We start from the raw sequence: 12,960 nt of genomic DNA, 5'->3' as shown, positions 1-12,960 counted from the left end.
GCGCGCCCGCGTACGTGCCGTCACCCTCACCGTGGAACTCGCGGACCAGACCACCGCCACACACCAGCTCACCCTCGACCCGGCCGACGAACGCGACCACCGCCTCGAAGCCGCCACCGACAAGGCCCGACGACGCTTCGGACCCACCACCATCGGACCCGCGATGCTCTACCACGCGGCCTAACAGCCGTGGCCCGGACCAGGGGGCGCGGGCGGTCGACCGGTTCCGCGCCTGGCTGGCCGCCACGGCCCCGGGTGTAGCCGCCGTGGCCGGTCCGGGCCGCCACGACGGCATTCCTGTCCAGTTGGACGCGGTGCTCCCCGCTGGGGCAGAAGTCCACGCCCACGGTGATCGCACAGGAGCCCGGAGCGTTCTGATTTCCGGTCCAGGACGCGCGCAGCTCCCCGCAGGGCCTGCGCCCCCGGGAGCTGTGAGGGTCGCGGTGGGTCGGGCGCAGGGGTTCACCCACCAGGAGCGCCATCAGCGCGGCCAGGTGCGCCAGCGGCAGCGTGATACGAGCGCGGCAGCCCGGGCAGCGGTGCCAGTGCCGCAGCCAGTCTTCGGCGTGGGTACGGAACAGGGACGTGTAGCGGTCGGTCACCTGCACGTCGTTGCTGTAAAGGTAGTTCGGCCGCTCCCGCGTATTGCAAGACGGGCAAACCGGAGCGCGGACGCAGCCGTGTTCGTGGCAATGATCGAACACGAGGGCAGGCGCTTGCCGGCAGAGCGCACACCACCACCCGGACGCCTCCAACGAGCCGCGCTTCTTGGCGAGGACCGCGTACGCGTGGCCTTCCAACTCACCGTTGTACGGGCGCAGCGTGGCAGTGACGCGGGGTGGCATGGCCGGCACGTTACCAAGCCCCACCGACACCGCCGCCCTGCACGCCATAATCTCCCGCCGAACCTGGCTCCCGCAGCCACCTGGCTCCGAGTCCGTCACGAGACCGGCAGACCGTCAGCTCCCGCAAGCACTCCGCGCAGCCGACCGAGTGAGACACCCCAGCGGTGAACCCGCGAACCGCGGCAGGCGCGTACGTGTCGGGAACACTGGGCCCGCCCCGACGGCACCCGCGCCGTCAGCGTCATCAGCCCCTTTATTGATCAACAGACGCCGGCGAATACAGCACCGCCATGGATCCATCGGGGGCGCATTCCGCTGCCGTGGGCAGAAGCGGCCGAGATGCGGTGCGGGCGGCGGTCACATCCTCACCATCCACCCCGTGCTCTCGTGGATCGGCCTCGCCGACGCCTACAGCTCCTCCAAGGCCGCCGTGTGGTCCCAGAGCAACTCCCTGCGCCTCCACCTGCAGCCGCGCGGCATCACCGTCACGGGGCTGCACGTCGGCTACGTCGACACCGACATGACCGCCAGCATCGACGCACCCAAGGTCCGCCCCCAGGACGTCGCGGCTCTCGGGCTCGACGGCGTCGAGGCCGGCGCCTACGAGGTCCTCGTCGACGACCTGTCCCGGCAGGTCAAGGCTGGGTTGTCGAAGGACATCTCCGCGCTCTACCCGCAGCTGGCCGGTCGGTCTCATTCCAAACTCCGGGTGGCGGCAAGTGAACCCTGCACCAGGTCTTTGCCAAGTCGAGTCGGGGTGTGGTGGACGGATTGGCCCTGGCGAACCGTGACGATGAGGCCGGACTCGCGCAGGACGGTGGCGTGTCGAGAAGCGGCCGCGGCAGAGACGCCGAGCGTCGCCGCCAGGACTCCCGTGGTCACGGCTGGTGTCCTGACCACGGCGACCAGTGCCGCTGCCCTCGTTGCGCCGAGCAGCGGTACCAGGCCCTGCGGCACGGGGCCGAGGTCGGGGTCGCGCGTGATGGCGCCGCGAGTGGCGGGGTAGATGACGCTCACCGATTCGGCCAATGGATCGAACATGATGCGGGTTGCCAGCGCTGTCGGCTGGAAGACCAGGGGCCGCCGATCGAGGGACTCCTCAGCATCGAGGACGGTGTTCAGACACAGCACCCGGCCGTCCCAGCGGATCCACGGATGCAAGGAGTTCAGCAGGCCGTCGGTGCCCCCGATCGCAGCACGGACGCTCGCTGTGCCGCAGGCATTTGCGACGGCTGAGGTGATCCTTCGACGGTAGGGGTCCAGTGCCCTCGCGCGGAGGTCGGTGAGTATGCCACTCAGTGCGGTCACGGCGCCCGCGTCGCCATCCGCGAGAGCGCGGGTGAACGGGGTCATGGCGCCGGACCGGGCAAGGTCTCGCAGATGAGCGGCTGCCGGTGGGGATTCGGTGTCGATTCTCGGCGGTGTTGCCTTGGCGATCTCGCCGAAGAACGCAGGCATGTAGAGGTATGTGTAGAGGTCGAACAGCCTGCTGTGGCCTGGACTCCAGCCGCGGGCGGCCTCCAGCCTCCACGCCGTCATCCTCCGGTTTGAGGTCCGGTCGGCCAGTTGAGCCCCCGCCAACGCGAGCTCGTACCCAAGGTCAGGTGCGTCGGCGACCCGTACTCGCTCCAGGTCGTCCGAGGTCAACCGGATCCTTATCAACCTGGCATCCCCCTGTGTGCCGGCTGGCGCTTCAGACCCTTTGCATGCTCACGCAAAAGCATAGCCGCTCGGGTGCTGACATGCGACCGTTGAGCCACCTCTTCGGTTGTGGCCAGCGATCCTCCTGTCCGCAGCCGCATCGGCGCACGACCTGTCAGATTCAGGAGCAAGCAGCTTCACCCACACCGTCGCCCGATCGGAGAAAACACGTGAAGGTACGCCCGCGCATAGCCAAGGCCGCCGGAGCCCTCGCAGCCGCTCTCGGCCTCATGCTCGCCGTCCCGGGCAGCGCCTCCGCTTCCACCATCCTGGCGGACACCAACATCCTCCAGAACGGCTGGAGCGGTCTGTGCCTGGCCGTCAACGAGGGTGTCATGACCCCGGGGAACACGGTCGTCGAATACGGCTGTCTCGGCACCAACTACCCCGACCAGTACTGGGGCTTCTCCCAGTCCCAGAGCCACAACGGCTACTACTACATCTACAACCAGAAGGACAACAACTACTGCCTGACCTTCCAGCCGGGGCAGGCCGACCAGGTGGCCCTGACGATCAGCTGGTGCGGGTACCAGGGCAACAACGGAAGTACCAACCAGCTGTGGGCCGAGGACACCTACTTCTACGGCGGGGGCTACTCGTATCCCCTGTACCAGGCGTACGGTGACGGCCGCTGCATGTCCGTGCCCGGCAACAACCAGCAAGACTGGGCAACCCTGGACCTGTACTACTGCGGCGGATACCCCGACCAGCGCTGGTACTGGGGCGGATACAACTAGGCCTTGTTGCGAAAGTGGATCAAGGTCTTGGATGATCACGGTCCGTGAGACTTGGTGATCTGACGAATGGCCAGGGCTGTGCACAGGACCTTCCGGTCAGTTCCAGACCGGTTGTCCACGGTCCGTCGTGATGGAGAGCACGTCGCAGCCCATCCGTTTCACGGTTTCCAACAGGACCGCCCGGACGTGGTCTTCGTCCCGGGGTGGGAAGGCGACGCGGAAGCCCTCCGCCCGCGTGACGACCAACGCCGATCGCCAGCCCGACCTGGCATTAGGACGAAACTAGGACGGTTCAAGGACCTGCGTCGGTAGTGTCCCCACGGGGTCACTGATGCACTTCATGCTTTCGCTCGAGACTCAGCTCAGGCCCAGGAAGCCCCATGGGCATACCCCGGGGGAAACAGGACACGCACACGATCGGAGTTTGAAGATGGCACGAAAGTGGAAGCGGACCAGAAGCTTCGCCACGGTCCTGGCCGTAGGCGTAACAGCCCTTACCCTCGGCATGCAAAGCGCGAGCGCAACCCTCAACATCCCGAGCACTACCCTGCAGAACAATGCCAGCGGCTACTGCGTGATCGAACGCAACCCTTCGTCGGCTGGCATAGGCGACTCCTGCGGCTACGGCGGCACGTACTTTCACATCGTCAGCGACGCCCCCGACGCCGGAGGCGCCGCCTACGTGCAGATCCAGACCACCACAGACGACCCGAGCGGCCCTGGCTACTGCCTGTACGCCGTTGGACAGGGCACCGGCCCCTCTGGCGCCCCTGCCGGTTCCTCCGACGTGGAATTGGAGCCCTGCTGGTACAACGACCCCCGTTCCATATGGGCTGTGGCCAGGGCCGGAGCCACCACCAACGGCTGGACCCCCGAGACGTTCTTCACCTTCGACGGGCGCGTCTGCCTGGACGGCGGTATCGGGCTATACGCCTTTCGCGAGGAGGGCTGCAACGGCGGCAACGCCTGGCAAAGGTGGACTGTGTACACAGGCTGACCACTCAGCCCAGAAATACCGACGCAATGGGGTCGGCCTACCCCACTAGCCTCAATACCAGTGACTTAAGTATTCTTGCTGGTAGGGTGCCTGTCCAGGAGGTGCCTGGATGCCACGCCCTGGACAGGTCAAGCCGGCGACGGACGAGCGGCTGTCGGACCGGATCGCGATCGGACTGCTGACGCGTACGTTCCCACCGGAGCTTGTGGACGGGATCGTCGAGGAGTGCGGCAGGTCCGGGAAGCGCAACCGGCTGCTGCCACCACGGGTGGTCGTCTACTTCGTGCTGGCCATGTGCCTGTTCTCCGGGCAGGGCTACGAGGAAGTCGCACGACTGCTGACCGAGGGCCTTGCGTGGGCCAGGCGCTGGTCGGGGTCGTGGCAGGTGCCCACCACGGCCGCGATCTCCCGGGCCCGGGTCAAACTCGGGCCCGAACCGTTGAAGGCGCTGTTCGAGCAGACCGCCAAGCCTGTGGCGACCGAGTCCACCGTTGGTGCCTGGTACGGGCGGTGGCGTCTTATGGCGGTCGACGGGACCACGTTCGATGTGCCGGACAGTGAGGAGAACGACGCTCGGTTCGGCCGTCCCACGACCCATCGCGGTGAGCGGACGGCATTCCCGCAGGTGCGGGTGGTGGCACTGGCCGAGTGCGGGACGCACGCCATCACCCATGCGGCCCTGGGGCCGTTCACCACCGCCGAGTCCGTGCTCGCGCGGGAGCTGTTCGGGGCCCTGGGGCCGGGCGACCTGCTGATGGCCGACCGGGGCTTCGCCGGCCTGGAGCAGTGGCGGGCGGCCTCGACCGGCGGTGCGGATCTGCTGTGGCGCATCAAGTCGAACGCCGTCCTGCCCGTGCGTGAGGAACTGCCCGACGGGTCCTACCTGTCCGACATCGCCGCTGCCGGTGACCGCAAGCGCGCCGACGCGGCCGTCGTGCGCGTCGTCGAGTACACCCTGGACGACCCCGGGCGCCCGCGGCACGACGCCCCGTACCGGCTGATCACCACCATCCTCGACCACGAAGCCGCCCCCGCAGCGGAGTTGGCGGCCTTGTACAACGAGCGCTGGGAGATCGAAACCACACTGGACGAACTCAAGACCCACCAGCGCGGCCCCGCCCAGGTCCTGCGCTCCCGCTCGCCCGACGGCGTCGAGCAGGAGGTCTGGGGCCACCTGCTCGTCCACCACGCGATCCGCCAGCTCATGCACACCGCCGCCGAGGACACCGGTACCGACACCGACCGGCTCTCCTTCACCCGCACCCTCCGCCTCGCCCGACGCCAGGTCACCGCGCAGGCGGCCTATTCCCCCTGACCGCCTCGCCGCAGCCCTCGCCGACGGGTTGCGCGAGATAGCCCGCCACCTGCTACCTCTGCGCCGCCGACGATCGAACGCCCGCGTCGTCAAACGCAAGATGTCCAACTTCGGCGTCAAACGAGCCCAGCACCGACTCTGGCCACAACCCACCCTCGACCCAGCCGACGCCGTAGCCATCGCCCCGCACTACAAGACCGCCCCGATCAACCCGCCGGTCAAGGTTCCACGCACCTGGGACTCTTAAGTCACTGGTATTGGGGCTAGAACCCCCGCAAGCGCGACCACAGTGCCACCCGCGAACAGGTCGCGGACGAGCTCGTCGATGTTGTCGTCACCGCTCTGGTGGCCCTCGGCCGCTTCACCGACGACCCCGCCGCCCACGTCCACGCGAAGATCCAGCACATCACCGACCGCCTCAACCTGCAGACCTGGCCGCCTGGGCGTGCCTGTGGCCTCCCGGGTGGGGGGACACAGGCACGCCCAGAAGATCTGCCGCGGCCGGCAGCACCGGGGCCGCACCAGCGACCTACGCATCGACGAGCTCGGCCGCCGCTCCCGGTAGCACACATGACGGCCCGCCAGCTGCGCCTGGAACGGCCCCACCTGCGACCTGCGGCCGCGCTCCGGCACGTGCGCACCGGCTCGATGCCCCGCGCAACGTGCAGTTGCACCTCTCCGACCGCACCGTGACCAACCGTCCGTTCCGCGGCCCCGCAGTGCACGTTAAAATCGCCGGACCTTCGATGCTCCCCTGCCTCCGTGGGCACATTGAACGCATACGTCCCGATTTGCAGGCGGGGAAATCTGAGGCATCCCTCAAGGGGCATGCAAACCCGTTGCGAATGCCAGGTGTCGGGTACATGATCGAGCACGCCTGGTAGCGCCGGGCCACGGGGGGTCGTGCAGCGCGCTTGTGATCCCCCCTGTTCTGTTTCGTCACATGGGGGGAATTGCAATGCGGCGTACATTTCTCGGCCTCGCGACAGTGGGGAGCCTGGCCTTCAGCCTTCTGGCGGGAGGAACCGCACATGCCGATAACCAGGTCGGGCCGGTCACCTGGCAGTCGAAGGCCGGGGCTAACGAGTACTGGAACTTGCAGGGCTACTCGACCTCGAACGGGGGGGCGCTGATCGCCTACCCCTGGACAAACGGGTCCAACGAGTGGTTCTACGACGTCCTCCTGACAGACGGCTACCGGGTGCAGGAGACGAAGTACTCGGCCAACACGGGTAATCCCGAGTGCGTCGAGGACCGCGGGTACGCCATCGACGCGGGGATCGACCAGTGGGCCTGCGGAGACTTCGAAAACAACTGGAACGTGCAGTGGGCTGAGAACGAACCGGTCTACAAGGACTGGGAGCTCGTCAACCAGGCCCACGACCAGCTGGCCACATGGAAGTACGACAAGTACCAGATCTTCCTGGAAAACCGCGACGACTCGAGTGCCTGTGACTCCAACTCGGGTCTGAATGAGATCTGCGCCCAGGTCTGGCAGTAGCCACCGCAACTCTCTCGTACCCCGTTTCTTTCCTCGCCATGACCAAGGAGTTCCAGCACATGCGCGTATCCCGGAAACTGACCGCTCGTAAGAAGCTGGCGCTGGGCTCGGCCGTCGCTGTAGCAGGGGCGGGCCTCGCCGCCGCTGTGGCAGGATCCGCCGGCGCCACCGCCAGCCTCCCCGCGCTGGGCACCGTTCCCGTGGTCACCTCCTCCGCCCACGTTCCTCAGCCCCTGGACGCCTACGGCGTCTCCGACGCGGACATGCAGCTGATCATGCAGGCGCGCCACACCGCCGAGTTGGGCTGCATGGTGCGCCTCGGGTTCTCCGGCAACCTCCCCATGGTCTACAACGACCCGATCAGCACCACCACCATCGCAATCCAGTCCCAGCGCCTGCGCTACCTGGACCCGAAGACCGCCACGAAGGATGGATACCATCTGCCCGGTGACACCGCAGATGGTTCCCCGGCTCCTGCCGCGAAGCCCGCAGCGGTCTCTGCGGCCACAGAAGCCCTCGAGACGGCGGCCTACGAAGGCACCACGGGATCAGCGAACGGGCACGCAGTCCCCAAGGGGGGATGCAAATACTGGGCCAACTCGGTGCTCACCCACGGGAGCCCGTACAGCCCCAGTACGGCCATCGACAGCCGCTGGGTCTACTCGGTCGCCCAAAACAGCGCGATGACCGACCCGCGCATGACGAAGGTCGCCGGGGCATGGAGCGCCTGCATGAAGCAGCGCGGCTTCTCCTACACTGCGCCGTGGGACGCACCCGGGGACAACCTGCGGCAGTTCGATGGCTCCTTCCACACCAGTCCGAGCTCCGCCGAGGTGTCCACCGCCACCGCAGATGCCGTGTGCCGCACGCAGAACAACGTCCTGGGAACGTGGACGGCCGTCACCAGCGCCTGGGAGAAGAGCCTGGTCCAGCAGAAGCTCACGGGCCTTGAACACGGCAAGGCCAACGCCGACGTCATGCTGGCTAACGCGAAAGCCGTGCTCGCCGGGAAGTACTGACGCCTCGACGCGCGAAAGGTGCCGCCCCTATGCTCTCCAAGATGTCCACACGACCGCTCGGCCGCGTCACCGCAGGCGCGGCACCCTTCGCCCTGGCCTCGGCAGCAGCCTTGAGCCTGCTGCAGCAGGTACCGGCGTACGTGCAGGTGGCATACCGTGCCGGCGTCAACATCGTGATCCTCCAGCACTGCATGGCACTGTGGCTCATCGCCCTGCTGTTCGCGATGCTGGGGCGCTGGGGCGTGGCCCGGTGGTTGGTGCTCGCCGCCACCGCGGTCGACATCGCGGCACTGGTCCTGTTCCACGCCGAGATCGGCAACAGCATCTACACCGACTATCTGTGGTGCGCGACCGCCCTGGGCGTGATCGCCTTCACTGCCCCCACTGACCTGGTGGACCTCAGCACGTTCGGCCGCGCCGAAGCCGCAGCAATTGGTGCCGTCCTGGTTCTCGGCATTTCCGGGTTCAGGGACATGGCAGGGCCGCTGCATGTCCTGTGGTTGCCGTGGCCGGTCATCGTGCTGGCCACAGCGTTCGCGATCCACCTCGCGCAGCCCGGCTCGGACACCGTGCGCGCCAGTGGGATCGCGCTCGCCGCGCTCCCCTGGGCGCCCATTTCCGACCCTTGGCCCTGGCACGTGCAGACGACCGTGCTCCTCGATGGGGCCGCCGTACTGGTGGTCCTGTTCACTGCCAGCGCCCTTATCGCGGGCCTGGTGCGGGGACTTCGCGAGGCTCGGACCCCTAGTGGCAGCGCGCCTTCCCCCTAGCGTCCTTCATCACCTGAAAGCGGGCTCAACATGGGCATCACCCGTGACCAGCTGGCTGACGTCAGTAGCGCTCTCCGGGCTCAGGCCTCGACTGAGGGAGTTCTGCTCGTCGACCGCACTGGCCTTACCGGGGCTGTGCCCGTGCCCCCGGCCGCCCGGGGGTGATTCCGGCGGAATCACCGCGTACCTGGTTCTGCCCCTCTTGACGGGCCGAGAGCTCCCGGGGGTGCGGCTCACCCGTCGTCGGATCCGAGGGTGCCGGTGACGTGGAATGCGTTCGCGGTGTTCAGGCCGAGGCGGGCCGACCAGGTCAGGGCCTCGTCGAGTGGAGCGTCGCCGTCCGCCAAGCGGGCGGCGGCGAGGGCAGGCGGTGCCTTGCCCTCGTCCAGCAGGGCAGCCCACTGCTGCGCGGTGAGGGCCAGGTAGCGCATGCTGGGCAGGTAGGCCAGGACAGTCAGATCGCGGACGTCGGCTCGAGAGAGGTCCAAGCCGCGAAGGTTCTGGACGTTGCACAGCGGGGTGATATCGATCGGGGTGGTGCTCCCCAGGTCCAGGGAGGCGAGGTGGCGGTGGCCTGCGAGCGGGGTGAGGTCGCAGCCGTCCAGGGTGACACGCAGGGACTCGACCGGGAGCGCGCGGATAGGTGTCAGGTCGGTGGTGGCGCAGCGGTTGAGGTGCAGCCGCCGCAGGTTGGGGGCGGCGGTGAGGGGGGCCAGGTCGACGAGGCCGGTGGCGTCGTTGATGTGGATGGCCTGAAGGGTGGGTGGTATCACGTCGGGGATCTCGCCGATGATCTGTCGGGGGCGAGGCTGGCGGTGGACTCAAGGAGGGAGATGTGGTCGCCGTCGCTCTCGTAGGCTCCCTGCTTCAGCAGCGTCAGATAGTGGCCGAGTAGCGAGGTGACCGAGTCGGCGATGTAGGCCGGGCCGTCGTCGTAGTCGCGGCCGATGTGGATGACCTGGCCGGGGTGGCCGTTACGGGCCGGGGCCAGGTCCACCGCCAGGTAGTTGCCGTCCTCGCGGGTGGCGAAAGGCAGCCAGCCGGGGTGCCCGCCCCAGCGCCGGACGGCGTTGGCCGGTTCGGCGTCGAAGACGACCGAGTCCCATGCCAGCTCCCAGTCACACCAGGCTGGCTCGCTCTGGTCGGAGTGGATGGCGACCAGGCTTTCCAGTGCCAGCCAGGCGTTGCCTCCGAGTAGGTAGCGGTGGCCGTAGTCGATGCCGTCGCCATCGGCGATCGAGTACAGCGCCCGCAGGTCAGCGGGCAGGTGCCGGCCGATACGGTGTTCGGCCTCGTCGAGTGCGGCGGCGGACGCGGGTGGCGGCAGTTGCTCGGTCCGTCCCAGGATCTCGGCGCGCCGCTGCATGTATTCGCGGAACCGCGCCACTGCCAGGTCGGGGTCGCCGGCCGGGGCGGCCGTGCCTTCCCCCTGCCTGGAACCGGGTTGGGGCAGCCGGTAGCCGGAGTCCAGCACGACCTGGAATCCGCCGGCCCGTCCGCGCACGCTGGTGATCGCGCCTGCGAATGCGACCAGCCTGTACTCCCCGGACGGTTGGCATGTGATCTCCAGGGTGGTGGGCTCCCAGCCCCGGATTTTCCGCAACTCCTCCGCCAGCTTCATCAGTTCCTGGAAAGGGCTGGGCAGTTGGTTACGCCACCACATGTCCTCTGCGCCCGGGACCGTGTAGCTGCCGGACACCGAGGCGCCACCCCGGCCTGCCGTGCTCGTCAGCACCGCACCCGTCCAGCCCGCCGGCGCCTTCGTGGCGATCTCCTCGGCGATCCGCCGCGTGGCCCGCTCCACCATGTCCTGCTCCCGTCCTGTCGCTACTGTCGGCATCATCGCAGTGGGCGGTGACAGGACGGACGACCGCTCCCCTCTTCACTGGCGCGCGCGAGGGTTCAGCTGGGTCGGTGACCGTCGAGCCAGTCCGTCCGCGGTCTCCTGTCGCCAGAGTGATTCCGTCGGAATCACTCTGGCGGCTGTTCCTCCTGGGCTGGACGGGCCGTTCGGCTGTCGTCGCCTGATGCGTAGACCGCAGGCTTGGGGCGGACTCCGGGGTGATTCCGTCGGAATCACCTTCCCGCGGCCTTGCCGAGCCGGGCCGCCGGCGGTTCCGTTGGCTTCGCCGAGCACAGCCAGCTGTTCCCCGCCCGGGGTGATTCCGTCGGAATCACTGCGGGCGCTGGTCACGCGACCCGGGTGATTCCGACGGAATCACCCGCTGGCAGTGGGTAATGGCAGAACGGACAGACCACATCCCTCGACTGGCGCGCACCGAAGGATCAGAAGCTTGACGCCCTACCGCTTGCCCCGTTGGTGGTCGGTAATGCAGCGGCCGACTCGCCGAGCTTCGCTGCTGGAGGGATCTTCAGGCCGGGGGTCAGGCGGTTCATCCGTCGAAACGCTGCCACGCAAGGTCGAGTTGGCAGAGCGGACGCAGTGCGCTGCGATGGTGGGCACCGATCCAGACGTCGAGCTCGTCGGTGTCGTGTGAGTAAGCCGCGATGCGGGCTACGACTCCCGGTCCGACGAGGAAGTCCGTCGGCGCGATGGGCGACAGGAACGGCCGCAGCGGCACGCGGTGCAGACAGCTCTCCAGGACGGGCAGCATGTGTTCGCGGAAGCCTCGGGGGAAGGCCTTGTAAGGGGCGGTCAACGCGGCTTCGTACAGCGAGAACTGCAGCAGGAACCTGCTCAGCGGTTCCAGTTCGGGCACCGGCGCATCCTCCTCGGTGAGCCAGACTTCCGGGTCGGTGCCGGCGGCGTCGAGCTGCCAGGGGATCGACCAGTCCCAGCAGCCCTGGTTCTCGGTACTGAAGACCAAGCGCTCTCCGTGGCTGTCAGTCGTGAGCTCTGCCAACGGGTGGATGAAGTTCTGCCGTCCGAGGAGGGCCGGGCGCTTACCGGCAAGGCAGTGGAAGCCAGCGAGGGCCGGGGGTATGGAGCTGGGTATCGCAGCGGCCGGATGCGGTTCAGCGGTGCTGGGGTGCCAGCCTGTGGCGAAGAGTTCCAGGGCCCTGCTGGGGTCGGTGCCCACATGGTCGAGCCACCCAAGATCGGGCAAGACAGGTGGAGAGTTGGGCGGCCGGGCTATGTCGAGCAGCTCGCGGCACAGCGGCGGATCGATGGTCAGGTGGCAGCTGTTGAGCTCACCGTTGGACCACGTGCTTCGGGAGTGGCGGACGAGACCGAGGTAGGTGCAGAGCTCGTCGACCCGTACGAACAGGTGCACCGGCTGGTCCCGATCCGCTTCGGCTCCCGTGGACATCGCCCGCCCGGTCAGCCTCGATGCGGCGGCCGCGGGCGTGGGACCGTGCAAGCGGAACTCCTGGTCGTTCCAGACGCTGGAGACCGTGGGATCGTCCACGGCATCCGCGATGACCACGGTCGCCGTCGTCCCGACCACAACCGAGGCCCCGCCTACGGTGAACCTCTGGGCCTCCGTACCGGCGAGCTTGAGTGCCACGCTCACAGGGACCAAGCCCGAACGCGTCAGCGGCATGCGGCGAGTCTATTCAGGAATCGATCACCGCGAGGATGGGGAGTGATCTTTCCCTGACTCTGGACCCGGCGGGTCAGCAGTTCTTGAACTCCGTGCGTGCAGTCGAGCAAGGGGCGCCGGCTGCCGCAGGCCGTGTCGGCGGTGACTGCCGGTGCTCGCGCCGGCCCAACGACGCGCCTGGAGTTCCGGGCAGCGATGTCGAGGAACCGGTAACAGAGAGGTCCGGTCACAGAAGGGTCGCTTCGGAGAGGCGGCCCTTCTGTTTGCGACGTTCCCATACGCCTTCCCCCCGCACCGTCCTATGCTTCCCGGGCCGGTCGCGACGACGGGGCGCGACGGCAGCAGGGGGGAACGATGTTACGGAGAGCGGAACCACCCACGGAACGCCCAGGGGCCGGGAGGCGACTGCTGCGCCGGGCCGTCGCCGTGGCCGGTGCCACCGTGACGCTGGTCGCGGGGTTTGGCCTCGCGTCGACGCCGGCCGGTGCGGCGGCCACGTCCTCGGTGCCGGTCGTGAGCCTGCAGGCGCCACCCGACTCGGCGGCGCTCGCGCCCGGCGGCTCGGCTGA

Annotated in this window: 11 protein-coding genes and 3 pseudogenes; 9 read left to right on the top strand and 5 right to left on the bottom strand. The window is 68.0% G+C overall.

All coding sequences use genetic code 11. The features are described 5' to 3' along the window. A pseudogene (locus ABH925_RS36915) lies at positions 1-184 on the top strand (hypothetical protein); the annotation flags it as partial. A 466-nt stretch (positions 185-650) separates the two neighbouring features. Here the strand turns inward: ABH925_RS36915 and ABH925_RS36910 are convergent. Next, a pseudogene (locus ABH925_RS36910) lies at positions 651-845 on the bottom strand (endonuclease domain-containing protein); the annotation flags it as partial. Between the two features lie 349 nt (positions 846-1,194). Here ABH925_RS36910 and ABH925_RS36905 point away from each other — a divergent pair. Next, positions 1,195-1,530: pseudogene (locus ABH925_RS36905) on the top strand (SDR family NAD(P)-dependent oxidoreductase); the annotation flags it as partial. Positions 1,531-1,538: 8 nt separating this feature from the next. Here ABH925_RS36905 and ABH925_RS36900 read toward each other — a convergent pair. Then, complete coding sequence (locus ABH925_RS36900; protein WP_370155854.1) at positions 1,539-2,492, bottom strand: ArsR/SmtB family transcription factor; 954 nt, start codon at positions 2,490-2,492, stop codon at positions 1,539-1,541. 224 nt (positions 2,493-2,716) lie between these two features. Between ABH925_RS36900 and ABH925_RS36895 the strand changes: the two genes are divergently transcribed. The 6 genes from ABH925_RS36895 to ABH925_RS36870 all read left to right on the top strand — a co-directional run bounded on the left by ABH925_RS36895 (position 2,717) and on the right by ABH925_RS36870 (position 8,885). Further along, positions 2,717-3,283: an RICIN domain-containing protein gene (locus ABH925_RS36895; RefSeq protein WP_370155851.1), complete on the top strand. Its 567-nt coding sequence runs from the start codon at positions 2,717-2,719 to the stop codon at positions 3,281-3,283. Between the two features lie 424 nt (positions 3,284-3,707). Continuing rightward, a complete protein-coding gene (locus tag ABH925_RS36890) occupies positions 3,708-4,280 on the top strand; it encodes a hypothetical protein (RefSeq protein ID WP_370155848.1) in 573 nt (190 codons plus the stop codon). Between the two features lie 109 nt (positions 4,281-4,389). Beyond that, positions 4,390-5,595 carry an IS4 family transposase gene (locus tag ABH925_RS36885; protein ID WP_370155846.1) on the top strand — a complete coding sequence of 402 codons (1,206 nt, stop codon included), beginning with the start codon at positions 4,390-4,392 and terminating at the stop codon, positions 5,593-5,595. Between the two features lie 958 nt (positions 5,596-6,553). After that, positions 6,554-7,096 carry a hypothetical protein gene (locus tag ABH925_RS36880; protein WP_370155844.1) on the top strand — a complete coding sequence of 181 codons (543 nt, stop codon included), beginning with the start codon at positions 6,554-6,556 and terminating at the stop codon, positions 7,094-7,096. A gap of 59 nt (positions 7,097-7,155) precedes the next feature. Then, entirely contained in the window at positions 7,156-8,115 is a 960-nt protein-coding gene (locus tag ABH925_RS36875; protein ID WP_370155842.1) for a hypothetical protein, read from the top strand. A 29-nt stretch (positions 8,116-8,144) separates the two neighbouring features. After that, on the top strand, positions 8,145-8,885 hold the full coding sequence (locus tag ABH925_RS36870; protein WP_370155841.1) for a hypothetical protein: 741 nt from the start codon (positions 8,145-8,147) through the stop codon (positions 8,883-8,885). 233 nt (positions 8,886-9,118) lie between these two features. On the opposite strand, the gene ABH925_RS36865 is transcribed toward ABH925_RS36870, so the two are convergent. From ABH925_RS36865 to ABH925_RS36855, 3 genes are all read right to left on the bottom strand, one after another. Next, positions 9,119-9,658: a hypothetical protein gene (locus ABH925_RS36865; RefSeq protein WP_370155839.1), complete on the bottom strand. Its 540-nt coding sequence runs from the start codon at positions 9,656-9,658 to the stop codon at positions 9,119-9,121. Further along, the gene (locus ABH925_RS36860) at positions 9,655-10,692 is read right to left on the bottom strand and encodes an SMI1/KNR4 family protein (protein ID WP_370155837.1); all 1,038 of its coding nucleotides are present in this window, start codon (positions 10,690-10,692) and stop codon (positions 9,655-9,657) included. The genes ABH925_RS36865 and ABH925_RS36860 overlap by 4 nt, the downstream gene beginning before the upstream one ends. Positions 10,693-11,278: 586 nt before the next feature. Then, positions 11,279-12,391, bottom strand: coding sequence for a hypothetical protein (locus ABH925_RS36855; protein ID WP_370155834.1), 1,113 nt, complete (start codon positions 12,389-12,391; stop codon positions 11,279-11,281). A gap of 354 nt (positions 12,392-12,745) precedes the next feature. Between ABH925_RS36855 and ABH925_RS36850 the strand changes: the two genes are divergently transcribed. After that, positions 12,746-12,960 (top strand): hypothetical protein (locus tag ABH925_RS36850; protein WP_370155832.1); only part of this gene is annotated, 215 nt, incomplete at its 3' end.

It is taken from the genome of Streptacidiphilus sp. EB129 (assembly GCF_041262645.1).
Classification (GTDB): Bacteria; Actinomycetota; Actinomycetes; order Streptomycetales; family Streptomycetaceae; genus Streptacidiphilus.
This window is presented reverse-complemented; position numbering and strand designations above follow the sequence as displayed.